Raw genomic sequence first — 25250 nt, forward strand, 5'->3', positions numbered from 1 at the left:
TTCTGTGCTTCTGCGTATTTTATTATGTTTTTTATAATCCTAGCGATTCAAAATGGTTTCTTACCAGACAACGAGCATTTTGAGTTCATAATGATTGCCAATGTACTGATATTCAGCAGTAATCCTGCAGTTATTGGAGTAATGAGTGAGGCAGCAGCTAGTGCCACACCAGCTATATTGAAGACCGTAGCAAAGGATACATTTTGACGAATGACCTTGTTCATATATCTGCTAAGATAGATGATTTCAGCCACTTTTCGAGGATCATCATTCGCAATCACGATATCAGCGGTTTCAATTGCCTGAGCTGTTCCCTTTCTGCCCATAGCGATGGCAACATCACTGGCAGCAAAGGCGGGAGAGTCATTTATCCCGTCTCCGATCATTACAATCTTCTTTCCTAGGGCTTGCAAATCGTTAATCATTTTTACTATATCGTCAGGAAGCATAGCATGCCGGTTAGCAGTACGATCGCCCTTTATCACACGAATATCCTTGATACCTAAAGAATGCAGCTGGTCTATTCCTGTATAGCATTCATGTTCAAATAATACTGTATCAACGTCTCCTAGACGTTCTAGAACATCAATCTGCTTTATAAAAACTCCTTTCTCCGCTGCTTGTCTGACTGCAGAATGCATTGCTGCGTCTTTGGATAGGGAAATCGCAGCAGGGCACCCAGCAAGTAATATGGCGAGGCTGCGCATAAAGTTTCTTGTTAGAACAAAGTTAATTCCTGAAATCGCCAAGGAATACCATATGGTTTTTTCAGTCAATAAAGAGGATGAAGGTTTTTTTTCTTCATTTTTATGAGCGGAGATGTTATTTTTCACTTCTGTATCTTTGGGACTGAGGTTCTCTTTTTCTTCATACGGGCTGTTTTGTGCCTGCAGCTGTTTTCTCATAAGAAGATTCGATATGCTTTTATGGGAATTTTCCTGCGCTGCTGTACCAAGCCAATAGGTTAACTGGACTAGCCAGAGCACGGACAATCCAGTAATACTTTCTCGTATGGTTAGCAGTAGTAAGGTAGGCAGGAACAAAAGCAATTCATAGTTCATATTGTGTTTTTTTGCCACTGTTTCAAAACGGTTACGTAAGATGGGGTAGCCAGCGATTAAAGTTGCAAGAGCAGCAAAACTGAAAATTTGTGGGGAAGAAGACAGGGTAGATTTGCCTGCAAAAAAGCATTTGGTGATTAGTCCTGCTAGAATGAGACCTGTTGCTAAGGCGTAGGTCCCCGGTGATTTGATAAGTTCTGGAGGATGGTTACAGCTCATTTTTATGCTCTTATGCATAGTGGACTTTTGTATCGAATACCTTTGCTCTATTGCAGAAATCAATGACTGAATTTCAGTTAGACAAGTATGAGCTGGATTAAAATAAATAAGCGCTCGGCCTGTTAATGGATTTGCTGTTACGGAATAAATATATTTTTCTTTTACTAATCTTGTTGCTATATAGTGAGCAAAAGAAGGGCTTTGGAGAAGTGATTTAATGGATATTCGTAACCGTCCTGGCAATAAATTGTATTGGCTTGTTGTAAGACTAGCTGCTGCCAATGAAAAGCGTCCTCCTTTTGGATTAAAATACTTTTTTGGAAAAACAACCAGTTATAGCCATAAACAGACAAAGGATGATGGAGCGTGAAAGAATCAACAGCAAGGAATGATTCCCTGCTGTTAATGTAAATAAATGTGCCGCTGGCTAAAAAAGTTTTAGACGTGTCCAGGAGATACCAGCAAGTAAATTGTCTTTCGATTCTTTACTTGTTTTCTTGATATAACCGAAAAACTGACCCAGGAATTCTTCCCAAATGGTAACTACTTCTCCCTTTATTTCTGGTGAGTGTCGTCTTAGTTCAATACTCATATCAATTGCTTCATGCAGTTCACGATTTGCATTTGTGATTTTCTGGCGTAACATTTCAATCGTAATAGCCACTTGTTCCTCCTGATATATGGATTAGTTAGGATCAGCTTTGGTGGTATCGAGTGTTTCTTCACTAGTTTCTTCTAGATCTTCATCGACCTCATCAAGCGAGTCCTTAAAACGCTCAAATTGAGCTTCGCTTACCAGATCTTCAATGTCTTCCCGTACACCGCTGAAAACTCCCTGTGCCTGCTCTGTTAATCCGATTACACCTTGCACTGCTTTCACAGCTAAGGGACGAAGCTTTTCTCTAACACTCGGCATCAAAGCGGCTGCTACAACAACAGCTCCAATCCAAAAGGTTACATTATGCCCAGTACGCATTTTAATTTCGTGATTAAAGCAGCGTTTTCTTCTAGTTAAGCCATTCATTCCCGGTCCTGTTTCTACTAAGTCTGTTAGTTCTGCCAATTCCAGCAGTTCTTTACGTTCCTTGCGGATCATCTGCATCAATGCTTTACGTGCATAGGGATCGGTAACTGTGTTTAATTTCTGTTCATATATACGTATGGCGGCTAATTTCGCCTCAAAGACTTGTTCAAGCCCCAAGGTCGTCTCCTCACAGCAAGTTTCCATAGCTCGCGCACGCAGGAGCTGCCCTCTGCTTTGTTTTACTTTAGACTTTATTTCATATTCGTTATATGATCCTGTTTCTATATCGGACATTATAACCCTGCCTTTCCAAAATTATGCGATGTAATCATTAGTATTGTTCCCATGTTTATCCATGTTATATACGTTTTTTCATAAGATTTTTTTGATATATTATATTGACTGGGTATAATTTTCTGTAGTATAATCAATAATAGTGATAATGATAATTGCTATCATCAGGAGGCGGATTATGCCTATGTCAATATATATAAAACCAATTGAAGCATTACAGCTTGAATGTGCAAACGATATACGGGGGGAATTTTGTCAGATACGTTCACGAATTTCTTCTTTAGAAATTCATAAATTGGCGGATTCTTTGTTTTGCCAAAATTCTCTTGCATGGCCTGCAGTTTTGTTAGAGCTGCAGAAAGGAAGAATGTTAGATCGGCTCCTTAATAAGCTAAATGGAAAAGTGAAAGCCCATGGTTTTTCATACGAGAGAAATTTAGCATTAAAAGGACCTTTTCCCGCCCTTTCTCTCAGGTCATTACTGCCTGCAGTTCATGAACATCGCTCTGCATTACGAGCTACCCGCTGTGTTGAATTCTTGGGCAATAAAGCTTGCAGTTATTCTTTGAAATCAGTCACGAAAGGTATATTTCCTTTTCAGGTCGATGTAGCAACCTTAGCCATGGAAACCTTAGGGTGCTCCAGCAAACAGCAAATGAAATCAGCATTGCTTGACCTCTCTGAACGGATTAAGGGATGTATTTTGAATTTCCTCTATGATTGGGAGAACTTAATCATGAAGCAAATTCGTGAACAGCTGTTAACCGTTAAGCAAAATTCCTATTTGTCGATTACAGAAGCAGCAGTATAATAAAAAGTTGTATTCCATATAATACATTCTAGTGGGTGATGATCCTGCTAGACACTCTAAAATCCCAGTGTCTGGGATTTTTTTGCGTTTATTAGAGGATCGTTCTTTTCTTGTAGTATAAGAATTTATAAGTTTAGGGGAACGTTAAACACAGAGGGCACAGAGTTCGCAGAGAGCACAGAGATTTTTAACTTTATCTATTTTTTCTCCGTGTTCTCTGCGCCTCTGTGGTTCAGTTTACTTTCTATGTTTTAAAATACACGTAATGTTTTTCTTGTGCTGAGAGCGACTTGGTCATCGGATAAATACCTAAAAGGGGGAAACGTTGTTTGGCTGCACCATATCTGCAAATTGTTCACAAAATACCTGGGCGTATTCGTATATATCATTCTAGAATAAAACAGAATCCTAAGTTTGCGTCACAGCTTGAAGTACTTTTGAGGAAGCAAAAAGGGATTCAAGAATGTAGCGCAAATCCTAAGTCGGGTAAGATCTTGATTCAATACAATCAGGCTATGACTTCTGAAGGCGTTTTATGGTCCTTTTTGCAACAGTACATCAAACAGGATTCTAAGCCCCAGATTTTAAAAAGGCAGAAGGCAAAACCTTTTGAAGTAGAGGATGTGTCCATTCCTACCCAAATTGCTTTAGTGGCTATTGGCGGTTTAACATTGCTTTATCATCTGTTTCGTTATCTGTTTCGTCCAGGACCTCTTTCCGTTAATTTGTTGAGTCTAACCAGTTTGGTGACATTAATTACGGCTTTTCCCATATTACGCAGTGGTATCGAAAATCTTTTTCTGCGCCGGGTTTTAAATAATGAGATTTTGATTGGAACGGCCATTATTTTGTCGGTATTGTTAAGAGAAGGGGCTACCGGCTTAGTGGTTGTATGGCTGGTGAACCTCAGCACCTTAATCGAAACCCTTACACTGGATCGATCACGCCGTACGATTCGGAGTATGCTGGAAGGCAATCAAAAAGACGCCTGGATTGTTGTAAATGGGCAGGAAGTCATTATACCCATTTCTCAACTAAAGCAAGAAGACATCGTATCCATAAAACTTGGCAGCAAAATTCCGGTAGACGGAATCGTTATAAACGGTGAGGCGGTAGTCAATCAAGCAGCATTAACAGGAGAGCCTGTACCTGTGCACAAGCAAGTTGGTGATAGGGTATTGGCTGGTTCCACAATTGAACAGGGGACATTGTATGTTAAGGCAGAGCAAGTGGGGGATCAAACATCCGTTGCCCGTGTGATACATCTTGTTGAAGAGGCGGCTCATTCTAAAGCTCCCATACAAAAAATGGCAGATGCCTATTCTGCTCGTCTCATCCCAAGTTCATTTCTTTTGGCATTGCTGGTGTTTCTGCTAACAGGGGATATCAGAAGAACGATGACTATTTTGATTGTTGCTTGCCCCTGCGCGGCAGGACTAGCAACGCCTACTGCTCTTAGCGCAGCAATTGGGAATGCTGCCAGTCGGGGGATTTTAGTGAAAGGCGGCCGTTATCTAGAGGAAGCAGGAAAAATAAATTTTTTACTATTTGATAAAACGGGTACGCTGACAGAAGGAAAACCTGCCGTTGCTAACGTCATCCCGATTCATAAAGGATATGATACCAATTCTATTTTAGCCTTAGCTGCCGGGGCAGAGGCGAATGCAAATCATCCACTGGCAAATGCAATTAAAGAAGCTGCAAAAGAGCAAGGAATTGATTTACCCTGTATTCCTGACAGTGAAATGGCAATTGGTCGGGGTGTGAGGGCCACGATTGATGGCACGGTTGTTCACGTTGGAAATTTCTCATACTTAAGTCAGATGGGCATAAAAATTCCTCCACGTATTCCTTTTGCCATGCAAAACAAGGCTGAAAGTGCAACGTTAGTATACGTAGCTAGTGGAATGGCTCTTATTGGAGTCATTGTGATCGTAGACTCTCTTCGCCCAAATGCAGAGAAGGCTATTCGCAGTATTAGAGAAGAGGGGATTACAAACATTGGAATTATCTCTGGAGATGCGGATACAGGGGTAAAAGAGATTGCTGATCTTTTAAGATTGGAGAAGTTTTGGACTAATATGCTCCCACAGGATAAATTTAATATAATAAAATCCTTGCAGGAAGAGGGATATGTAGTGGGGATGGTCGGAGATGGAATTAATGACTCTCCATCCTTAGCTCTTGCCAATGTTGGCATTGCTATGGGGGTAGGTGGGGCCGATGCGGCGATTGAAACAGCTGGTATTGTTCTGAGAGAGGATAATCCAGAAAAAATTGTGGAAATCATTCGCCTTGGTAAGAAATCCTTACAGATTATCAGGCAGAATTTTCTTTTTGCTATTGGGGCAAATATCATTGGATTAGGGCTTGGTTCTGCGAAATTAATTTCACCATTTATCGCAGCTGTTTTGCACAATGCAAGTACCCTGGCAGTTGTAATGAACTCCACACGGCTTCTTTCCTACTCTCCCCAGCAGCCTGGCCCAGAGACTGTCCTTTCTCCCGCCAATCAGAAAAAGTATGAGCTGCCCTATAAAAAAGAATAAAAAATAATAATGAACCGCGAAGACGCGGAGAATTGCAAAGACACGAAGGAGTATTATAGATTTTCAAACTTCGTGTTCTTCGTAATCTTCGCGTCTTCGCGGTTCAAATGTTTTATTTTTTAGGATGCATTAGCATTTTTCTTACAATAGTACGCGGTTTAGACCATGGGGGAGTTTTGTATTATAATAGGAAATAGTACAACTTAGGTACGAGTTTAGATGAAAAGGATCATGATAGAATGATAATCGTAAGTGCTTGTTTAGCAGGTGTGGGATGTAGATACAATGGTTCGTCATACTCAGTTCCGCAAATTATAGAAATGGTAGTACAAGGTAAGGCTATACCGATCTGTCCTGAAATACTTGCTGGGTTGCCGACTCCTCGTCCTCCAGTAGAGCAATGTGAAGGAAAGATCATCTCTTTAAATGGTGATGATCAGACAGCTCCATATAGGGCGGGTGCCAAAATGGGCTTAGAAATTGCAGTAGTAAGCGGGTGCCAAAAAGCGATACTGAAATCCAAGTCGCCTACTTGTGGCGCAGGGTGGATCTATGATGGTACATTTTCGGGAAATTTGATTTCTGGTGATGGTATCTTTGCCAAAATGCTTAAAGATAAAGGCATAGAAGTCTGTACAGAAGAGATATACTGCAAAGGTTAAGATTCATCAATCGAAAATTAGTCTTGGTGTTTCCAGTAACAGTTAGTCATAAAAAGTAGTGCAAAATTCATCTCTGCATGTTTTGAATAATTGTAAATGGTGCTCCTCATCAAGAATAATACGTTCCAGTAATTCTTGAATAAAAGGATCATCAATGAGATGTTGGTGCCTTCTGTAATTTTGGATTGCATCCATTTCGTGCTTCATATTTGCCGATAATTTATCATAAACGGTATCGCCATAGTATACAAAATCGGCATTCCAAAATCGAGTCAATCCATGATCATTGCTATGCATGACTGGATATTTACCAAGTAAGCGAATGGTTTTACCCAATAAGGCTAAATGATGCATCTCAACGATGGCGATTTGGTGTGCAAGTGTTGCGATCTTGGTATGACAATCTTCCAATGTAAGGTAATGATATATATACTGGTGAATTGCTGTTAATTCTCCAGAAATGCCAGCATAGTCTTCTAATAAAATAGATGCATAGTAGGGGTTTTTACCCATAACTCTGGGAGTCGGATAAGGATCAGGCAAGGAATAAAGTTGTTTTGGATGTTGCTCATGATTCATTTGATTTTTCACAGCAAATCACTCCCTGCATAGTAGTAGATGAATCATTTTATGCCAAAATAGATAGGAGTAGTCCTTTCAACTGTGCTTTCTTATAAAAACTCCTGCAAAGTTGTTCGCTTTGCAGGAGTTTTGCATTGTATTGTGAAAATAGTATAAATTGGAAGAATATAAAAGAAGCAGCAATGTGGTAAGAACTTCGTTAGAAAAATCTTTTTTGAGGTGAGGATATGACTACATTAAAATGGGGAATTTTAGGTCCTGGGGCAATCGCCTTGGATTTTGCAAAAGCAATCAGGGAAGTGAATGGCAGTATCTATGCAGTAGGCGCAAGAAATCTTGAAAAAGCAAAGGCCTTTGCAAGTATTTATCATATTGAAAAGGTCTATGGCAATTACGAAGAAATGCTGAATGATCCTGGAATTGATGTAGTTTATATCGCAACGCCTCATAGTAATCATTATGAATTTATTATGAAGAGCCTTAATAACAATAAGCATGTATTTTGTGAAAAGGCTATTACAGTGAATAGCAGGCAGTTAAGGGAAATTGTTGCTACAGCAGAGCAAAAGAATTTAGTCGTTGCAGAAGCTATGACTGTGTATCACATGCCATTATTTAAAAAGCTGCGTCATATTGTTACCTCAGGGCAAATTGGCACACTTAAAATGATTCAGGTATCTTTTGGGAGCTGCAAAGAATACGATGTTACCAATCGATTCTTTAGTAAAGAATTGGCAGGGGGCGCACTTCTTGATATTGGGACGTATGCTTTGTCTTTTGCTAGATACTTCCTTTCCAGCCAACCTTACGAGGTACTGACTACAGCGAAAAAGTTCGAAACGGGTGTAGATGAGCAGTCAGGTATCCTGCTTAAAAACGCTAAGGATGAAATGGCAGTGATTTCTCTAACGATGAGGGCAAAAATGCCAAAACGAGGCATTATAGCAGGAGAATTAGGATTTATTACAATCGATAATTTTCCAAGAGCATCAGAGGCTGAGATACATTATCTAGACGGAAAAGTAGAAGTGATAAAAGCGGGTGAAACAGAAAAAGCATTGGTATATGAAGTGGAAGATATGAATCAGTGCATCTTGAACAAAGCTAAAATGGATACCATGGAATTATCCATAGATGTCATGGAAATCATGGATGAAGTTCGATCTCGGTGGGGAATACGATATCCCTTTGAATAAAGCAGTTAGTCTTTATTAAGGAACTAATGCCTCTAGTTTTGAAAGTAATTTAACTAGTACAGCCAGATCGGTTTCTCCCAAATAGTCTTTAATAGAGGCCTGGGCTTTATCCCAGAGCTGGGATGCATTGTTTGTGGTGATTGTTCCTTTGGGAGTCATCACCACTTGTCTCGTTCTAGGATCTTGACCAGGAGTGATTGTTATCAAGTCATGATCTACTAATGGTTTCATGTTCCGATTCAATGTTGTTCGATCAATGCGCATGACGTTGGCCAATTCGCTGATCGTGATCGGCTCGACTTGTTTAAGATGCTTTAATAAGGATAATTGACTAATGGTAAGTCCGCTAGGTTGTAGAATCTTATCATAAAAATGAGTAACGGCTCTGGAGGCTCGCCTAATATTCAAGCAATTACAAGGGCTGGGTTTCTTAAGATGTTCATGATTTTTTTTCATTGGATAATCACCTTTCTTATGGAATATTGCAGCGTTTAGCCGTATGTATATGCACATATGATGATTTTATTGTAAAGGGAATGATGCAGCCTGTCAATAAACAAATAAATTAACTCTTGACAAGTAAAAATAAATAGTATATATTGTAAAAAAGCTGATCAAAAAAAATTGAAGGCAAAAAGTTCTAACAGAACTTTTTGCCTATTTTATTTATTATAAGTGTACCTCCTCTGCATTTTTATGAGTTTGATTCGTTTTATTAGTAAAAAAAATGGAAAACTATACCTTTCGGTAGAGGTAATCATTCTCAAAATGATTTATGCTAATATTAGGAAGAAATGGAAGGGAAACAAATCAAAAGGAAATTAGGTGATTGAATGAATATTCATGAATTGCATCAAATTAAAAATGTAGCACTCCTTGTTGGAGTTATATATCTTTTAAAGTTCTTAGGGATTGTAGAAGCATAGAAAGGTACTAAAAAAATGCTGCACCAAGAGTTGCTCTTAAATGGAGCAGCTCTTGGTGCAGCATTTTATAATTCTATCTTAGTATATTTTCTAATCATTATGCGTATAAACATATTAGCGTTGGAAATTAAACTTCACCTGCAGTAAGATTACTTTAACATAAAGGAGTTACTGATGAAAATACGCAGAGGAATGTTATTTGGGACTTTCTTTTTTTTTGCGGTATTGTTAGCTGGAAAGGTAGAAGACCATTTAATTGATATATCCGATGTGATTTGGAAAGTGCCTACTTCTCGCAAGGTCGTTGCATTAACATTTGATGATGGACCCGTTAATACCACCACTCCGGAAATTTTAAATATATTAAAAGAAAAAAATATAAAGGCGACTTTCTTTGTAGTGGGAGAACAGGTGAAACGGTTTCCAAATCTTATATCCCAAGAGGTTGCAGACGGACATGAAGTTGGTAACCATACCTACAGTCATCCCATGCTGACGAGTTTACAAGAAGGGATGGTTGAGGAGGAATTAAGAACTACAGAAAAAGAAATATTAGAAGTGGCACCGAAACCAACGCTCTTTCGACCTCCGGGAGGAATTAGTAATAAGAAAATTATAAAGATTGCAAGAGAGAGTGAATACAGCACTATTCTTTGGACAATCGATCCGATTGATTGGCGTTCTCCTTCTCCTCCTGTTGGGGAGATTGTAGATTTAGTGGTCAAAGAGGTTAAACCCGGAAGTATTATTCTTCTCCATGATGGAAAATATCCATCCACGACACCAGAAGCCCTTTGGTTTATTATTGAAAGTCTGGAGTCTCGCGGCTATGAGTTTGTAACAGTTACGGAATTGCTTCAGTATTATGAAGAGAAATAACCAGAGGGTCATTGGATAAAATGATTTCAATTATTACCATTCTCCCTTATAATAGAAATAAAAAATACATATACAAGTCATTTTAAAAGGAGGAATATACTATGAGTACTGCAATAAAGATTTTTATTGTAATGATATATATTCTTTCTGGAATTTCTCCAATTGCCTTAGCAAAGCAGACAGAATGGAAGGAGAACGCTTACGACTTCACAAAAGTGAAAACAATTCTAATTATGGATACTGAATTTATGTATGACGGATTTGATATTAGCGGCAAAAATCAGTTTCATAACTATCCGGATACGCAAATGAAGATCGAGGATATGTTGGCGAGCAGATGGGAAAAGGTAACTGGATTTCACTATGTCACTTTGCCCTATATAATAGAAAGAATAAAGACTGATCCTAATATTCCAGCAGATGCTGTAATAGGACCTGATATGTCGGAAGATCTAATTAAAGCAATACCCAAATATGCCGACCTTGTATTATTTACAGAGATTCATGATTTTGGCTGGTTCTATGAACATTATGATTCGTATTATTCAACAGAGACTGTTATTGACAGAGTTCGATATGGAGGAGTAACTGCAGATGGAAAAGCATATTCTGGCTGGATGGAAGTTCCAAGATCCGTTGTTGTTCACTATGATGCCGGTTATCGGATTTACGATAGCGCCGACCTGCGATTTCGAATTGTTGATGCTCGCACTTGGAAAGACGTATGGAAGTATTCTGATAGAAGAGACCGTATATCCAGCGCTTTTGGAAGAGAATACGATCGTTCTGGCCCGGAATCAGTAATGAAACGTATTTTAAATGTAGCTTTTGATAAACTGCCTTTTAAAAAATAAAGCATTTTGAACTACAAAGGCACAATGCCGCTAGCGCGGCACACAAAGGAGTGCACAAAAATATAAATAGAACCCTTTGTGTCCTTTGCGTTTTTGTGGTTCGATTCGTTTTATGTTTTTTAAAATATGTATAATTATGAGTTATATGGAGGCTTACTATGCTGAAAGAATTTACGATTCACACTCCCCGGGAGGGATTTATTGATATTACTGGTCAGGTGGCAGATCTATTGAGACAACATCAGGGTGAGAAAAATTTGTGCCAAGTTTTTGTCTCTCACACGACGGCAGGAGTAACGATTAATGAGAATGCTGATCCAGATGTGATAAAGGATATGTTGCTTGCACTTAATCATATGGTACCCGAACTGGATTATCAGCATGGTGAAGGGAATTCGCGTGCTCATGTGAAAGCGTCTATGATTGGGTCATCCGTCACCATTCCCATAGTGAATGGAAGTCTCTATTTGGGAACTTGGCAGGGGATTTATTTTTGCGAATTTGATGGTCCGCGAAAACGAAAGGTTTATGTAACGATCTTGTAGCATAATGTTATTCTATAAGAAGCTTAATTCTTACTTAGGGGTATGCATTGAAAATAAAAAACGTCTGCAGGAATTCTCGTATGTAGAATCCTTGCAGGCATTTTTTATAAGATAAGAATGTATAAGTTTTAGATAAAGCATTGTAACCGCGAAGACACGAAACCGCTAGCGCGAACACGAAGAACACAAAGAAGAATCGTTATAAGGAAACTTCAAAAACTTCGCATTCTTCGCGTCTTCGTGTTTCAAAGTGCTTTTTTCTCTATGTCTTATTTAAAGGACGCGAAGCATTTTTCTTATTGCTTTTATTATGCGCATTCAGAGGCTGTAATAACCTTTGAATCCAGCAGATACGTTAATAAGAAGGTTCCGACACAAGCAATCCATTCCAGATAAATCACATGAGGGAAGATGCGGACGGAAGGAACGGTCTGCCAGAGGATTAGAACCACTAAGCTTACCATAATGGTATAAAATGCAGCGTTTCTGCGGCAAAGAGAGGGAGCGAATAAGGTAAAGAGAACAATCACACTAAAGGAAGCCGTTAAGCTAAGACCAATCATGAGAGTCGTGATAATACCGCTGATGGTCATAGCGAGAATCAGGGTTAATAACCCTAAAATAAGTACAGATGCCTTTGTAACAACCAGAAATGTTTTATCGCTGACATCGGGATTAACAAACTTTTTATAAATGTCTTGGGAAAACAAGGTTGCTGAGCTGAGGAGCAGACTACAAGCTGTGGATACGTCAGCTGCCCATAAAGCTGCTAACGTAATCCCTGCCAATACAGGGTTTAATGACATGATAGTCATTGGAAGGGCCATGGCAGGGCTTACATCGGGAAACATAGTTTTTGCGATGATGCCTAGCAGTGCACTGACAAATCCAATTGGCAGCATCATCAAGCCGCCAATTACAAAACCACGGCGTGCTGTTTGGACATCTTTAGCTCCCAACGAGATCTGAATGATGCTCTGCAGAGATAAGTTGACAGTTACTAATACGAGTATCCAGGTGATAATACCAGTGATACCTACACCGTCAAAGAAGCTGAGATAAGGTACATTTGCAGGCAGCTGAGCTTCAATGTTTTTAAGACCGCCTGCATGTGTTACGCTGACAATGGTAGCTAAGATAATGCCGATGTATTTTAATGATACGTTTAAAAGATTGGAAAGACTCGCTGACCACATGCCGCCAGTCATCGTAACACTAATAAATACGACGGCGCTTGTAAGCATGCCGGTAGTGAGTGTGAAGATTTCAGGCATTAAAGCACAAAGGATACTGCCGCCTGCCAGGTATTGAAGCGACATAACGACTAGTTGAATGAGTATCTGACAGGCAATACCTGCGATCATCCCTTTTTTATCATAGTATCTGCCTAACAGTTCGGGTATCGTGGTGATATTAAGCTGACGATATTTTTTAGCAACCAACATTCCCATGGTGATGGCTCCAAGCCCCCAAGCCGTTGTATACCAGCCTGCAGAGAGGCCGACTTTATAAGCTTGTTCTGCCACACCAATGGTTGACGCTCCGCCAACTGCAAGACCTACAATGGATACGGTAATCAATGGGGTTGTAAGCTGCCTGCCTGCCAGAATATAATTGGTGGCACTGCCAGCAGACCGCCGTTGAGCAAAATAACTAATAATAAAGAGCAGCAGAATGTATATGCATACAATTAGAAATGGAATATTCATGTGTAAACCTCCTTAAGGTATAGAGTATTTTTCATCTATTTTCTTTTATGCCAGCTATAAAAGAAAAAACGCCCCTCTATAAAGAGGGACGATAGTGACCGTGGTACCACCCAAATTTGATCATAGACAAAATAAAAAGCGATACCGTATAAGGGACGAATCACCGCGGTACCACCCTAGTTTGATCATAAGATCAGCTCTATGTCTGTAACGTAGACAATACGGCAAGACCTACTGTATTTTTCAGCCTGCAGTTCGGGAAGGAACTTCATTGTGTATTTCAACTAGTTTACACCAGCCACTAGCTCTCTGCATGAAAAAGGCACAATTACTTTTTTCCGTCATCACCAATATCGTATATAGTATTGTTTACGATTATAATGTTTTGACATACGATTGTCAATACCCAATGTACTGCTGTTTTCATATTTTGATGTTTTTTTAGTATTAACCTTCAAACTGTATCTTTTCATTCGAGAAATCGTAATCGTATTTTATCCTTAGGATTTAATACATTAGGAGAAGCTCTTGCAAAATAATCTTAACTTTGCAGGAGTTTTGTTATTTAATGGCAAACATATCATAAAAGGTAATATTTGGTAAAAAGTTAATAATGGCTATCAATTTGGAGGAGATCATATGAAAAATGCAATGAAAGTTATGGAATGTGGCTGGGATTGGGGACAAGCTTTTGAGAAAGAAAAAAAGAATATACGGATGATCCTTGGCTCTCATGCAGTGGCTATTGAGCATGTAGGGAGTACAGCGATTCCTCAGCAGGAAACAAAATCGGTAATTGCTATCTTGATTGGTGTTGTACCTTTTAGAGGATTTGACTTTTATCAATCGATGTTTAGTTTAAAGGACTATAGCTATATGCAAATCGATATGAATGATCGATACTTATTTAAAAAATATGAGAATGGCATTTGGACACATAACTTGCATATTGTTCCTTACGATGATGATTTTTATTTGCGCAATGAATTTTTGCTGCGTGATTATTTGCGTGATCATCCTGAGCTCGCCTTTGAATATGGTGAAGTCGAAAAGTGTTTCAATAAAAGGAATGGCGGTAACATTGCAAAATTTACCCGATCAAAAATTGGGTTTATACAAAAGATAATTGACGCTGCCAGAAGAGAAAAGGGTTTATCCTTACAGCATGTTTGAGTATTTTTGCAGTATAAGGCAGATTTACAATAAATAGGTATATAAAAGGACACTATGATACATATAAGTATGTACTTGAGATTTGACGTGATAGTATATATAATTTGTGATACGTATCATATAGAAATGGGGTATGCATGTATGGTCAAAGTTTCCGACGAGATCATTATAAGAGGAAAGAAAATAAAAAACCGAATTGTTATGCCGCCGATGGTATGTTTTTCCTTTAAGGGCGATAATGGAGGTATGTATGGTGAGCAGTATGTTGATCACTATACCAAAAGAGCAAAAGGCGGTACCGGTTTGATCATTGTACAAGCAACTCCTGTTGCAGGTGCGGCAGAGCAGCTTGGAGTTTGGAGTGACGAACAGATGAAGCCTCTGGAGAAGATTGCCCAAAACTGCCATAGCTATGGTTCTACTGTAATGATGCAGCTTTCCTGTGGAGATGTGGACATCAATGAATTATCACAAGAACAGATTCATAAGATGCAAAGTGACTGTATTGCAGCTGCCGCAAGGGCAATACAAGCAGGATTTGATGGTGTTGAATATCATTTTGTCCATGGGTATACATTATGCAGATTTTTAGACCCAACCTTCAACCAAAGGAACGATTGCTATGGTGGTGCTTTAGAGAATCGAATGCGCTTTCTGATGGAGATCATGGAGCAGATTCGTGATGCTGTTGGCGAAGAAGCCATTGTTAGCGTTCGTATGGGAGGCAATATTCCTGACGTAGCAGGGGCAATTGATGTTGTCAAGGCTTTCGAGGAATTAGGGATTGATCTCCTTCATGTTTCCTTTGGTATGAAAGAGCCTGTGGGTGATGTTCCTGCTGAGTTTAAATGCAGTACAATTGTATTCAACGGCAGCGAGATTAAAAAGCATGTTACGATTCCCGTTATTGCTGTGTCAGAAATCTTTACTGCAGAGCAGGCAAATTTCTTAATTGAAAATGACTATGTGGATTTTGCAGCAGTAGGCAGAGGGATATATGCTGATGAAAACTGGGCAAACAAGGTTCTTGCCAAGGAGCCTATTAGGCAGTGTCGCAACTGCGGAGGATCAATAAGAAAATGCTTGTGGTTTACGGACCACACCAAATGTCCTGCAAAGAAGATTAGCTGATTGATGTAGATATCCAAAGATGGAGGTATACATATGGCAAAAATTCTTGTTCTTAATGGCAGTCCGCGTAAGCACGGTTCCACAGCTGCAATGGCAGAAGAAATCAGCAGAGGGGCAAGTGAGCAAGGGGCTGAGATTAAGTCTTATTACCTTAATGCTATGAATATAACAGGCTGTCAGAGTTGTTACGCCTGTAAAGGAGAAAGCCACCGCTGCATCCTGCAGGATGATATGCAGGAATTGTACGATGAAATAGCCGGTGCCAACGGCATCATTTTTGCTACGCCCGTATATATGTGGCAGATGACAGCACAATTGAAACAGGTGATTGATCGTTTGTACCCTTTCATAAAACACGATTATTCCAGTTACTTAGCTCCCGGCAAGAAGGTCTTGCTGGCGATTACACAGGTCAGACCTGATACTTCTATGTTTCACCACTATTTTGAACATATGGGTAAGAATCTTTCCTTTCTTGGTTTTGGCCTTTACAAAATTCTCATCGCTGGAGGAACACGTAAGCCGGAGGATTTGCACAAACAAAGGGAAATAATGGCGGAAGCCAGGCGAATGGGTGCCTGGCTTGCTGAATAGAAAGAAAGTTAAGCAAAATTTAATAAAAGAGCAAAATTGGATGGCACCAGGTATCAAAGGATATCTGGTGCCATTTTATGACTCATTATTTCGTCATTCCGTGGTATGGTTGTAAGTATATAGTAAAATATATTGCCTGGTATTAATACCAGGTGCTATAATAGGGATTAGAAGTGGCATTTTTTAAGAATAACCTAAGAGTTTTAAATAATGGGAGGGCTATGAAATGAATAAAAAATGCGTTGGCATTATTGGTCTAGGGTCTTATGTGCCTCAACGGATCATGACAAATAAGGACTTGGAAGAAAGAATGGATACCTCTGATCAATGGATTGTTGAGCGTACAGGGATTCATGAACGGCGTGTTGCGGCAGAGAATGAATCTACGTCAGATTTGGCTGCTAAAGCAGGTCAAAAAGCATTAGAGGATGCTAAAATTTCCCCAGCGGAAATAGACTTAATTATCGTAGCAACGGCGTCGCCGGATATGGTGTTTCCGGCAACAGCATGTGTAGTGCAGGAGAATATCAAAGCGGTAAACGCTGCTGCCTTTGATATTTCTGCAGTTTGTTCCGGTTTTTTATATGCCATGATAACCGGCAGTCAATTTATTAAAGCAGGTACGTATCGTAAAGTCTTGGTAATTGGTGCAGAAACCCTGTCTCGATTTACGGATTGGAGCGATCGTAATACGGGGATGCTGTTTGGTGATGGAGCAGGAGCTGCTGTTCTAGGTGAGACACCAGAAGGCTATGGTATCCTAGGAGTGGATTTAGGGGCAGATGGCGGTGGTGCAGAGCTTTTGAAAATACCGGCCGGTGGTTCACGTCATCCTGCAACCATGGAAACGATACTTCAGAAACAGCATTTTATTTATATGAATGGAAATGAGGTTTTTAAATTTGCAGTCAAGGTAATGGGAGAAACTACACTCAAGGCCTTGAAGAATGCAAACCTTACTGCCAGTGACATCACATATCTTGTGCCTCATCAAGCCAATATTCGCATCATCCAATCAGCAGCGAAAAGGCTTGGTATACCAATGGAGAAAGTAGTTGTAAACATTAATAAGTATGGAAACACTTCTGCAGCTTCCATACCAATTGCTCTTGATGAGGCTGTAAAGTCAGGAGCAATTAAATCGGGTGATATTGTTGCGTTAGCAGGATTTGGCGGAGGATTAACCTGGGCGTCCAGCATTATGAAATGGTGCAAATAAAAATTAGTGGATGCATAGCGTTTTCCTTATAGTATCAGAATTTATAAGTTTAGGGGAACGTTGAACACAGAGGGCACAGAGTTCGCAGAGAGCACAGAGATTTTAACCGTATCTATTTTTTCTCAGTGTTCTCTGCGCCTCTGTGGTTCGGTTTCCTTTCTATTTTTTAAAGGACGCATAGCGTTTTTTTCATCACATAAATAGTAATAGACTGACAGCCATGAGCATCATCCCTAAGACTAGACCATAAATGGATAAATGATGCTCCCCGTATTCCCGGGCAGTAGGCAATAATTGATCTAATGAAATAAAGACCATGATGCCGCCCACACCTGCAAAAACGATACCAAAGAGGGTATCTGTCATAAAAGGCGCTAAAATCAAATATCCAATAATTGCACCAGCAGGTTCTGCTAATCCGGAAAGAAAAGAGTAATAGAAGGCTTTTTTATGACTGCCTGTTGCGTAATAAAGAGGAATCGATACTGCAATTCCTTCTGGGATATTGTGAATGGCTACAGCGATAGCGATGCTTACACCTAGAGCAGGATCTTGTAATGATGCAATTAACGTTGCAAATCCCTCTGGAAAATTGTGAATAGCCACGGCTAGAGCTGTAAAAGTCCCCATGCGAAGCAATTTTTTTTCATTGGTAGGAAGCATTGCTTTTTCTGAGTCGGCAATTTCTTCAACACTATGCATTTCATGTGGATTTTCATGGGAAGGAATTAGTTTATCAATTGCAGCAATAAACAACATACCCCCAAAAAAGGATATCACGGTAATCCACGATCCCATTTTCTCGCCAAGCCCTAGTATTAGAGAATCCTGCGCTTTTCTAAATATTTCTATCATGGAAACATAAATCATTACACCTGCTGAAAATCCTAACGCGAGTGAAAGAAATTTTTTATTGGTTCGTTTTGTCAAAAAGGCCAGTGCACTTCCGATTCCTGTGCATAACCCGGCAAATAGAGTAAGACCAAAAGCTGCCCATAGATTTTCTGTCGCCATATTATATGCCTCCCTTTTTTGCTCTTATTCTATTTTTTTCTTTTACTTTCCTGCACTGGAGCCATCTTAGATTGGTGGTAGGGTGTAATCAATTAAACAGAAAATAAGACCGTGCAAAGATCATGAAACCTTGTACGGTCTATCCTATTATCTCTTTAATTCATTAATTTGTTTTTGTAATTGCTCAATTTGGTCTTGTAGTTTTTTTACCTCTAACTCTAATTTTTCAGTGGATTTTTTTTCTTCCTCGTTTTGCTGTGCGCTGATGGCGTCATTAATTAAGACTCTTTGGGCGGCAATGACAAGCATCACTTGTGCTGCTTCCAATAAACCATTTGCTAAAAGATTAATTTCATCGATCGTTAAGGACTGTGCCATAATAATGCCTAATAGATAAAAAAGTAGAGCGATTTCTTCTGGAGTTAAGTCATAAAATAAGGAATCATCTGGTACTTCTTTATACTCTTTCAACAAATTGCACCCCATTAAATGGGAATTTAGTATCAATATAGCATGTGAGCCATTCATAAAATTAGACCAGATGCGTGTTAATTTAACGCCATTGCACCTGTAAAGCCAGTACGTCGGGCTGTTCCAATCTCTTGGAGAAGAAACATATCTAAATCTGAGGTTTTTATATTAGGATAAAAATAAAAGGACAGCGGTACTAGCAGTAGGGTGACGCTATGATTAAATAGTAAGGATTTCACCCAGAAGAAATTACTGAGTATTTGTTCATCTCTGCAAGAGGTGGTATATATTAGAAGAAGCTATGCTGAACTATATGAAACGTATAATCGAAGCATTTGTGAATCAGACTAACGAAGAATCATAGAATTGGTTTGTACATAGTGCTCTAGGAACTATTTCCTCGGAAATGGTTATGCAGCTGTTGAGGTGATACTCATTCTGATCGCTGTGGGTAATGTAGGATAAAATGGCATATTAACAGGGAAGGTGAGGGGGATAAATAGACTTCTTTTTGGGATATCTGGTCTTCCTATCGGTAATGGTCATAAATTTAACTATGCGTCCGGGATAACCTATTTGAAAGGGTTTGGTCTTGATGCAATGGAACTTCTTTTTGTCAGGTCTGTCAATGTATCGGATAAGAACAAAGATGCTATATTGGAAAACAAACTCAAAAATGACTTTTATTTATCGGCTCATGGATCCTATTATATAAATTTAAATGCAGATGAATGGAAGAAACAAGAGGAATCAATGCAAAGAATCATAAATGCGGCAGAGGCTCTAGCCAAAGTCCAAGGGCGAAGTCTTATTTTCCACCCAGGATTTTATCTGAAGGATTCTAAAGAGATGACGTATGATACGATACGACAAAATTTATCCAGACTGCCATATAAAGGAATTGATTATCGATTAGAGACTACTGGAAAAGGAACGCAATTCGGAACACTTGAAGAATTAGTATCTTTGTGTAAAGAAGTCAGTTCGTGCAAACTATGTGTTGATTTTGCTCACATACATGCGAGAAACAACGGCAGCTTAAAGGGGTATGATGATTTTGCCAAACTACTTCAATATATAGCAGATGAATTAGGGCAGGCTGCTTTACATGATCTTCATATTCATATGGGGGGAATTCAGTACAGCGAAAAAGGTGAGAGGCATCACCTTCCCTTAGAGGAAAGTGACTTTAACTTTAAAGCCTGCTTACAAGCACTAAAAGATTTCAATGTGAAGGGCTGTGTTATATGTGAAGGTCCAAGAGTTGAATACGATGCTTTATTGTTGAAAAAGACATACGAAACATTATAATAACAGGAATTACTATTTGGCGGAAGAAGAGCAATGGAATAATGTCCTCTCGATCTTTTCTCTGCTTTTTTTATTGCATTTTGGAAACTAAAATACTATAATAGTTTATGGGTAGGGAGATTAATGGAAAATTTCTTATATCGAAATTCAATAATAAACAGCAGGTGATCATTATGGATGATATAAAAAATAATATTCTTGATAAGGCCAAAGATAGATTGGATCGTTTTGGCTTTAAGAAAACGACAATGGACGAAATCAGCAGAGATTGTAAAATTTCTAAAAAAACAATTTATGAGCATTTTAAAGATAAAGAAGATCTGTTTACTTGTTTAATAACAAGGGAATGTCATAAAACTGTGGAGATTTTGTTTTCTCAAGTGTGTGAAATCGCCGATCCATTAGAGCGATTAATTCACCTCATTAAAAGTGCAATATCTTACTTTAATGAAGATACCTTTGTAACCAGGATACTAAAGAATGATGATGCTTTGTTCTCAGCCTTTTTGAGCCGAAAATATCATACACTGATTGATCAAGAAATTATCACTCGGATTGCTGCTATTGTTAATGAAGGAAAACAACAAGGGCTTTTTCGGGAAGTGGATGAAAAGGTGATAGCATATGCCGGTTTTAAACTGTTCCAATCTTTTAGTTATATGCGAACGGGCCAATTTCTCGCAAATCAAGATAAACAAGAGTATTATACAGATGTATTAATTGATTTTATTGTTCATGCACTTGTGAAGAAATAGCAGCTGTATGTTTCGTTCATGATTCGTTCAATCATGTTATACTTTACCCTCGATAAACTATAACACTAAAATAGTTTATCGGTAATAATATAATAGGGAGGTAATCCACGTGAAGAAAAGTATCATAAATACCATTGTAATTTTAAGTATTACATCGTTACTGGTTTCTGGTTGTTCCAAGGCAGCCACAACGACAGAAGACATACCTCTGGTTCGTTCAGAAACAGTAAAAATAAACAGTTCCGGCCAAAGTGCAAACTACTCTGGTGAAGTTCGCGGTCGCTATGAAACCCAGCTTGCTTTCCAAGTAAGTGGGAAAATTATAAAAAGAAATGTTGATCTTGGCAGTAAAGTGAGTCCTGGCGATGTATTAATGGAAATTGATGCTAAGGATATTCAGCAAAATGTCAATATTTCTTCGGCTCAAGTTTCTTCTGCCCAGTCCCAGCTGCAATTAGCTGCAGCAAATCTGGAACGTTATCGTACTCTCTTTGAGCAGGGAGCGATCAGTCGTGCCCAATTGGATCAGTATCAAAATAATTATGAGGTTGCTCAGTCTGCTGTTCGTCAATCTGCCGCTCAATATACCCAGGGCAGCAACCAGTTAGGTTATAGCACACTAGTTGCTGACAGCGGTGGTGTTGTTTCCAGCATCAGCGTAGAAGCCGGCCAGGTAGTAAGTGCGGGCCAGGCAGTACTTACCCTGGTTAAGGATGGAGAGAGGGAAATTGAAATTAATGTTCCAGAAAATCGAGTGGATGAGCTGCGTAAGACTGAGCAAATTCAAGTTGTCTTCTGGGCCTTGCCGAATGTGACGGTCCAAGGAAATATTAGAGAGATTTCACCAATTGCTGATAAGGTATCTAGAACTTATAAAGTACGCATTAGTTTAGTCAATCCTCCTGCTGACATCAATTTAGGAATGACAGCCAATGTTATGATTGTCCAAGCCGGCGGTCAGCCGGTTACCTATATTCCTCTTTCGGCCATTTACCAGACTGGGGACATTCCACATGTATGGGTTATTGTCAATGAAGCGGTAACCTTGCGTCCTATCAAAGTAGGTGCTTTCGGGGATAATAAGGTTCAAGTACTGGAAGGACTCCAGGATGGAGATGTTATTGTTACGGCAGGAGTGCAAAAGCTGCATGAAGGAGAGAAGGTGCGCATATGAAGAACCTGAATTTAACCCAGTGGGCACTGAATCACAAACAATTAGTTTATTTCTTGGTAGTAGTGACTTTTATTATGGGGATCTTTTCCTATCAGCAGCTGGGGAGAATGGAAGATCCTGATTTTGTTATTCGTCAAATGATTGTATCTGTATCCTGGCCTGGAGCCAGCGCTCTTCAAGTAGAAGAACAGGTTACTGACAAAATTGAAAAAAAACTGCAGGATGTGCCGGGTATTAACTATTTAAGAAGCTATTCTCAGCCGGGAAAAGCTGTTATTTATGTCACATTAAAAGATACGGTAAATGAAAAAGACGTCCGTCCTACTTGGCTGGAAGTGCGGAATATGGTAAATGACATGAAAAGCACACTGCCTCAGGGGATAGCAGGACCTTCTTTTAATGACCGCTTTGACGATGTATTCGGCTGCATTTATGCTATTACCTCCGATGGATACAGCTATGAAGAAATGCGGGAAAATGCGGAGCAAGTACGCAGGACGCTGCTTGGAGTCAAAAGTGTTAAGAAGGCAGATTTAATTGGTGTACAAACGGAAAAAATCTATATTGAGATGGAAAATAGCAAATTGGCCCAGCTTGGCGTTGACCCCAATTTGATTATTAATGCTGTGAAAACACAAAGTCCTATGGCAGCGTCCGGTATGGTAGAAACCGCAACGGATAATGTGTATTTGCGGGTTAGCGGGATATTTGAGAATATAGACAATCTTAAGAACCTGCCGATTCGTGCCAATGATCGTACCTTCCGTTTGGAAGATGTAGCAAAGATTCAGCGCAGTTATACCGAACCGATGGAACCCAGGATGTATTATAACGGTCAGCCGGCAATCGGTATTGCCCTTGCTATGGATAAAGGCGGTAATGTACTTACTTTGGGAACAGATCTGGAAAAAACCATAAAGCAAATTAAGCAGGATTTGCCTCTTGGCCTGGAGATTCATCAGGTTTCGAATCAGCCAGAGGTCGTTAAAGAATCCATTGGCGAATTTACTAAATCCCTTAAAGAAGCGATTATCATTGTGCTGGTTGTTAGCTTCTTAAGTCTTGGTGTTAGAGCTGGGATCGTTGTGGCCCTATGCATTCCCTTGGTAATAGCCGGCATTTTTGCATGTATGCAAGTCTTTGGAATTGATCTTCACAAAGTCTCCTTAGGGGCGCTGATCATTGCTTTGGGCCTCTTGGTTGATGATGCTATTATTGCGGTAGAAATGATGACGGTAAAGCTGGAACAGGGCTGGAGCAAATTCGATGCTGCCTGCTATGCCTATACGGCAACTGCTTTTCCGATGCTTACGGGGACGTTAATCACTTGTGCAGGTTTCATTCCTATCGGATTTTCGAAAGGGGCTGCATCAGAATTTACCAGCAGTATTTTTACGGTAGTAACCATTGCGCTATTAATTTCATGGCTTGTATCGGTTTTAGTAACTCCTTTGCTGGGGTATAAGCTTATTAATCCAAAAGCAAAAGAAGACAAAGCTCATGATCCATATGATTCGAGATTTTATCGATTCTTTCGCAGGATACTTACTTGGTGCTTGTATCATCGTAAACTAGTACTGGGGATTACCATAGCATGTTTTATTAGCTCCCTTGGTCTGCTTACACTTATAAAACAAGAGTTCTTTCCGCCATCTGTACGTCCCGAACTGATTGTAGAGATGACGTTACCGGAAGGCTCTTCTTTACTTGCTACTCAGCAGGAAGCCCAAAGACTTGCCGAGCAGCTTCAGGATGATCCTAACATTAACAATTACAGTTATTATGTGGGGCAAGGAGCGCCTCGTTTTGTACTAACTTCTGATCCGAAACTGCCGGCAGCCAACTATGCCCAGTTTGTCATTGTTGCCAAGGATTTAGAGGCACGGGAGGCATTAAATACTAAAATTAATACCATTTTTACAGAGGATTTTGCGAATGTGCGGGGACATGTAAAATTCATTCAAACGGGACCGCCTTCTCCTTATCCTGTTATGCTAAGGGTTAGCGGATATGACCATGAACAGGTGCGAACCATTGCCAAAGAGGTCAGTGATGTGATGCGCGCAAATTCAAATCTGCATAACATTAATTTTGACTGGAATGAAAAAAATAAAGTCATGCATTTGTCAGTTGATCAGGATAAGGCAAGGCTGCTAGGGATTAACAGCCAAACCTTAGCCCTTGACTTACAAACGCAGTTATCAGGAGCATCCATTGCGGAGTTTTACGAACAGGATAAAACGATCGGTATTGTCTTTCGCATGGATTCTCAAAATCGCAAAGATCTTTCTGCCATTAAAGATCTTCCCATTCATATTGGCAGTGGCAAATTTGTTCCTCTCGATCAAATTGCCAAAATCAGCTATGATGCGGAAGACGGGATGATTTGGCGGCGTGATCTCAAACCGACTATCACCGTTCAGGCTGATGTAAGACCAGAAATAACGGGGAATGATGCAACTAAAAAAGTATATGAAGACCTTGCAGCCCTGCGTCAGAGCCTGCCTCCCGGTTATAGTATTACGATTGGCGGTTCTCTAGAGCGCAGTCAGGAATCCATGGAGTTCTTGCTTAAGCCTGTTCCGGTGATGATACTCATTATTGTAACTTTGCTGATGATTCAGCTCCAAAAAGTTTCCCTTATGATCCTAGCTGTCCTCACGGCACCTTTAGGCATTATCGGAGTCAGCCTCTCTATGCTGCTCACTCAGCGGCCAATGGGATTTGTCGCGGAGCTTGGTATTCTAGCCCTTAGCGGCATGATCATTCGAAACTCAGTTATCTTAATCGATCAGATTGAACAGCATATCAAAGCGGGTGAAAGCCCCTGGGATGCTATCATTGACTCTGCTATATTAAGATTTCGTCCCATTATGCTTACAGCAGCAGCTGCCATATTGGGCATGGTTCCTTTGATCCCCAGTACTTTCTGGGGACCCATGGCAGTAGCCATTGCCGGTGGATTGCTGGGCGCGACGATTTTAACATTATTAGTATTGCCCACCATGTATGCTGCCTGGTTTAAGGTGAAATCGAATGACTAAAAAATGTAAAGATCAATTGTAGAAAACAATGAACTCCTGCGAGGCTGTTGAAG

23 protein-coding genes and 1 other annotated feature are annotated in these 25250 nt (G+C 39.8%); of the genes, 15 read left to right on the top strand and 8 right to left on the bottom strand.

Annotated features, from left to right (window positions below):
• Positions 1-47: 47 nt before the first annotated feature.
• The 3 genes from FR7_RS06925 to FR7_RS06935 form a co-directional block, all read right to left on the bottom strand.
• Positions 48-1562, bottom strand: a complete 1515-nt coding sequence (locus tag FR7_RS06925; protein ID WP_007931014.1) for an HAD family hydrolase — start codon at positions 1560-1562, stop codon at positions 48-50.
• 145 nt (positions 1563-1707) lie between these two features.
• Positions 1708-1944, bottom strand: a complete 237-nt coding sequence (locus FR7_RS06930; protein ID WP_007931013.1) for a hypothetical protein — start codon at positions 1942-1944, stop codon at positions 1708-1710.
• A gap of 21 nt (positions 1945-1965) precedes the next feature.
• Positions 1966-2598, bottom strand: a complete 633-nt coding sequence (locus tag FR7_RS06935) for a hypothetical protein (protein WP_007931012.1) — start codon at positions 2596-2598, stop codon at positions 1966-1968.
• 178 nt (positions 2599-2776) lie between these two features.
• On the opposite strand from FR7_RS06935, the gene FR7_RS06940 reads away from it, so the two are divergent.
• The 3 genes from FR7_RS06940 to FR7_RS06950 all read left to right on the top strand — a co-directional run bounded on the left by FR7_RS06940 (position 2777) and on the right by FR7_RS06950 (position 6620).
• On the top strand, positions 2777-3409 hold the full coding sequence (locus FR7_RS06940; RefSeq protein ID WP_007931011.1) for a hypothetical protein: 633 nt from the start codon (positions 2777-2779) through the stop codon (positions 3407-3409).
• 329 nt (positions 3410-3738) lie between these two features.
• The gene (locus FR7_RS06945; RefSeq protein WP_007931010.1) at positions 3739-5958 is read left to right on the top strand and encodes a heavy metal translocating P-type ATPase; all 2220 of its coding nucleotides are present in this window, start codon (positions 3739-3741) and stop codon (positions 5956-5958) included.
• 239 nt (positions 5959-6197) lie between these two features.
• A complete protein-coding gene (locus FR7_RS06950) occupies positions 6198-6620 on the top strand; it encodes a 2-thiouracil desulfurase family protein (protein WP_007931009.1) in 423 nt (140 codons plus the stop codon).
• Between the two features lie 42 nt (positions 6621-6662).
• Here the strand turns inward: FR7_RS06950 and FR7_RS06955 are convergent, their stop codons facing one another.
• Positions 6663-7211 (bottom strand): ferritin-like domain-containing protein, encoded by a 549-nt coding sequence (locus FR7_RS06955; RefSeq protein ID WP_007931008.1) that lies wholly within the window; start codon positions 7209-7211, stop codon positions 6663-6665.
• Positions 7212-7429: 218 nt separating this feature from the next.
• Here FR7_RS06955 and FR7_RS06960 point away from each other — a divergent pair, with 218 nt between their 5' ends.
• Positions 7430-8398, top strand: coding sequence for a Gfo/Idh/MocA family protein (locus FR7_RS06960; protein WP_007931006.1), 969 nt, complete (start codon positions 7430-7432; stop codon positions 8396-8398).
• 15 nt (positions 8399-8413) lie between these two features.
• Here FR7_RS06960 and FR7_RS06965 read toward each other — a convergent pair whose 3' ends face one another.
• Entirely contained in the window at positions 8414-8854 is a 441-nt protein-coding gene (locus FR7_RS06965) for a MarR family winged helix-turn-helix transcriptional regulator (RefSeq protein ID WP_007931005.1), read from the bottom strand.
• Between the two features lie 644 nt (positions 8855-9498).
• Between FR7_RS06965 and FR7_RS06970 the strand changes: the two genes are divergently transcribed.
• The 3 genes from FR7_RS06970 (at position 9499) to FR7_RS06980 (ending at position 11602) form a co-directional block, all read left to right on the top strand.
• Positions 9499-10203, top strand: coding sequence for a polysaccharide deacetylase family protein (locus FR7_RS06970; RefSeq protein ID WP_007931002.1), 705 nt, complete (start codon positions 9499-9501; stop codon positions 10201-10203).
• 101 nt (positions 10204-10304) lie between these two features.
• Positions 10305-11057: a hypothetical protein gene (locus FR7_RS06975; RefSeq protein WP_007931001.1), complete on the top strand. Its 753-nt coding sequence runs from the start codon at positions 10305-10307 to the stop codon at positions 11055-11057.
• A gap of 158 nt (positions 11058-11215) precedes the next feature.
• The gene (locus FR7_RS06980) at positions 11216-11602 is read left to right on the top strand and encodes a secondary thiamine-phosphate synthase enzyme YjbQ (protein WP_007931000.1); all 387 of its coding nucleotides are present in this window, start codon (positions 11216-11218) and stop codon (positions 11600-11602) included.
• Between the two features lie 308 nt (positions 11603-11910).
• On the opposite strand, the gene FR7_RS06985 is transcribed toward FR7_RS06980, so the two are convergent.
• Positions 11911-13311, bottom strand: coding sequence for a sodium:solute symporter family protein (locus tag FR7_RS06985; protein ID WP_007930999.1), 1401 nt, complete (start codon positions 13309-13311; stop codon positions 11911-11913).
• Positions 13312-13459: 148 nt separating this feature from the next.
• Positions 13460-13665: a binding site (T-box leader), on the bottom strand.
• A gap of 285 nt (positions 13666-13950) precedes the next feature.
• Between FR7_RS06985 and FR7_RS06990 the strand changes: the two genes are divergently transcribed.
• The 4 genes from FR7_RS06990 (at position 13951) to FR7_RS07005 (ending at position 17428) form a co-directional block, all read left to right on the top strand.
• The gene (locus FR7_RS06990) at positions 13951-14484 is read left to right on the top strand and encodes a GrpB family protein (RefSeq protein ID WP_007930997.1); all 534 of its coding nucleotides are present in this window, start codon (positions 13951-13953) and stop codon (positions 14482-14484) included.
• A 141-nt stretch (positions 14485-14625) separates the two neighbouring features.
• Entirely contained in the window at positions 14626-15615 is a 990-nt protein-coding gene (locus tag FR7_RS06995; protein WP_017531303.1) for an NADH:flavin oxidoreductase, read from the top strand.
• A gap of 33 nt (positions 15616-15648) precedes the next feature.
• Positions 15649-16209, top strand: coding sequence for a flavodoxin family protein (locus FR7_RS07000; protein ID WP_007930994.1), 561 nt, complete (start codon positions 15649-15651; stop codon positions 16207-16209).
• A gap of 226 nt (positions 16210-16435) precedes the next feature.
• Positions 16436-17428, top strand: coding sequence for a beta-ketoacyl-ACP synthase III (locus FR7_RS07005; protein ID WP_007930992.1), 993 nt, complete (start codon positions 16436-16438; stop codon positions 17426-17428).
• A 192-nt stretch (positions 17429-17620) separates the two neighbouring features.
• Here the strand turns inward: FR7_RS07005 and zupT are convergent, their stop codons facing one another.
• On the bottom strand, positions 17621-18442 hold the full coding sequence (gene zupT, locus FR7_RS07010) for a zinc transporter ZupT (protein WP_007930991.1): 822 nt from the start codon (positions 18440-18442) through the stop codon (positions 17621-17623).
• A 147-nt stretch (positions 18443-18589) separates the two neighbouring features.
• Positions 18590-18913 carry a hypothetical protein gene (locus tag FR7_RS07015; protein WP_017531302.1) on the bottom strand — a complete coding sequence of 108 codons (324 nt, stop codon included), beginning with the start codon at positions 18911-18913 and terminating at the stop codon, positions 18590-18592.
• Positions 18914-19399: 486 nt separating this feature from the next.
• On the opposite strand from FR7_RS07015, the gene FR7_RS07020 reads away from it, so the two are divergent.
• From FR7_RS07020 to FR7_RS07035, 4 genes are all read left to right on the top strand, one after another.
• Positions 19400-20224, top strand: a complete 825-nt coding sequence (locus FR7_RS07020) for a TIM barrel protein (RefSeq protein ID WP_007942764.1) — start codon at positions 19400-19402, stop codon at positions 20222-20224.
• A gap of 173 nt (positions 20225-20397) precedes the next feature.
• Complete coding sequence (locus tag FR7_RS07025) at positions 20398-20979, top strand: TetR/AcrR family transcriptional regulator (RefSeq protein WP_007930988.1); 582 nt, start codon at positions 20398-20400, stop codon at positions 20977-20979.
• 109 nt (positions 20980-21088) lie between these two features.
• Positions 21089-22153, top strand: a complete 1065-nt coding sequence (locus FR7_RS07030; RefSeq protein WP_007930987.1) for an efflux RND transporter periplasmic adaptor subunit — start codon at positions 21089-21091, stop codon at positions 22151-22153.
• Positions 22150-25197 carry an efflux RND transporter permease subunit gene (locus FR7_RS07035; protein ID WP_007930986.1) on the top strand — a complete coding sequence of 1016 codons (3048 nt, stop codon included), beginning with the start codon at positions 22150-22152 and terminating at the stop codon, positions 25195-25197. Before FR7_RS07030 ends, FR7_RS07035 begins: the two co-directional genes overlap by 4 nt.
• Positions 25198-25250: the final 53 nt, after the last annotated feature.

The sequence above is a fragment of the Pelosinus fermentans DSM 17108 genome, assembly GCF_000271485.2.
GTDB classification, from domain to species: domain Bacteria; phylum Bacillota; class Negativicutes; order DSM-13327; family DSM-13327; genus Pelosinus; species Pelosinus fermentans.

Coding starts and splice junctions, on each gene's coding strand:
- FR7_RS07000 (WP_007930994.1), top strand. CDS start 15,649: ATGGCAAAAATTCTTGTTCTTAATGGCAGTCCGCGTAAGCACGGTTCC.
- FR7_RS06980 (WP_007931000.1), top strand. CDS start 11,216: ATGCTGAAAGAATTTACGATTCACACTCCCCGGGAGGGATTTATTGAT.
- FR7_RS06935 (WP_007931012.1), bottom strand. CDS start 2,598: ATGTCCGATATAGAAACAGGATCATATAACGAATATGAAATAAAGTCT.
- FR7_RS06965 (WP_007931005.1), bottom strand. CDS start 8,854: ATGAAAAAAAATCATGAACATCTTAAGAAACCCAGCCCTTGTAATTGC.
- FR7_RS06990 (WP_007930997.1), top strand. CDS start 13,951: ATGAAAAATGCAATGAAAGTTATGGAATGTGGCTGGGATTGGGGACAA.
- FR7_RS06985 (WP_007930999.1), bottom strand. CDS start 13,311: ATGAATATTCCATTTCTAATTGTATGCATATACATTCTGCTGCTCTTT.
- FR7_RS06970 (WP_007931002.1), top strand. CDS start 9,499: ATGAAAATACGCAGAGGAATGTTATTTGGGACTTTCTTTTTTTTTGCG.
- FR7_RS06940 (WP_007931011.1), top strand. CDS start 2,777: ATGCCTATGTCAATATATATAAAACCAATTGAAGCATTACAGCTTGAA.
- FR7_RS07025 (WP_007930988.1), top strand. CDS start 20,398: ATGGATGATATAAAAAATAATATTCTTGATAAGGCCAAAGATAGATTG.
- zupT (WP_007930991.1), bottom strand. CDS start 18,442: ATGGCGACAGAAAATCTATGGGCAGCTTTTGGTCTTACTCTATTTGCC.
- FR7_RS06950 (WP_007931009.1), top strand. CDS start 6,198: ATGATAATCGTAAGTGCTTGTTTAGCAGGTGTGGGATGTAGATACAAT.
- FR7_RS06960 (WP_007931006.1), top strand. CDS start 7,430: ATGACTACATTAAAATGGGGAATTTTAGGTCCTGGGGCAATCGCCTTG.
- FR7_RS07035 (WP_007930986.1), top strand. CDS start 22,150: ATGAAGAACCTGAATTTAACCCAGTGGGCACTGAATCACAAACAATTA.
- FR7_RS06995 (WP_017531303.1), top strand. CDS start 14,626: ATGGTCAAAGTTTCCGACGAGATCATTATAAGAGGAAAGAAAATAAAA.
- FR7_RS06975 (WP_007931001.1), top strand. CDS start 10,305: ATGAGTACTGCAATAAAGATTTTTATTGTAATGATATATATTCTTTCT.
- FR7_RS07005 (WP_007930992.1), top strand. CDS start 16,436: ATGAATAAAAAATGCGTTGGCATTATTGGTCTAGGGTCTTATGTGCCT.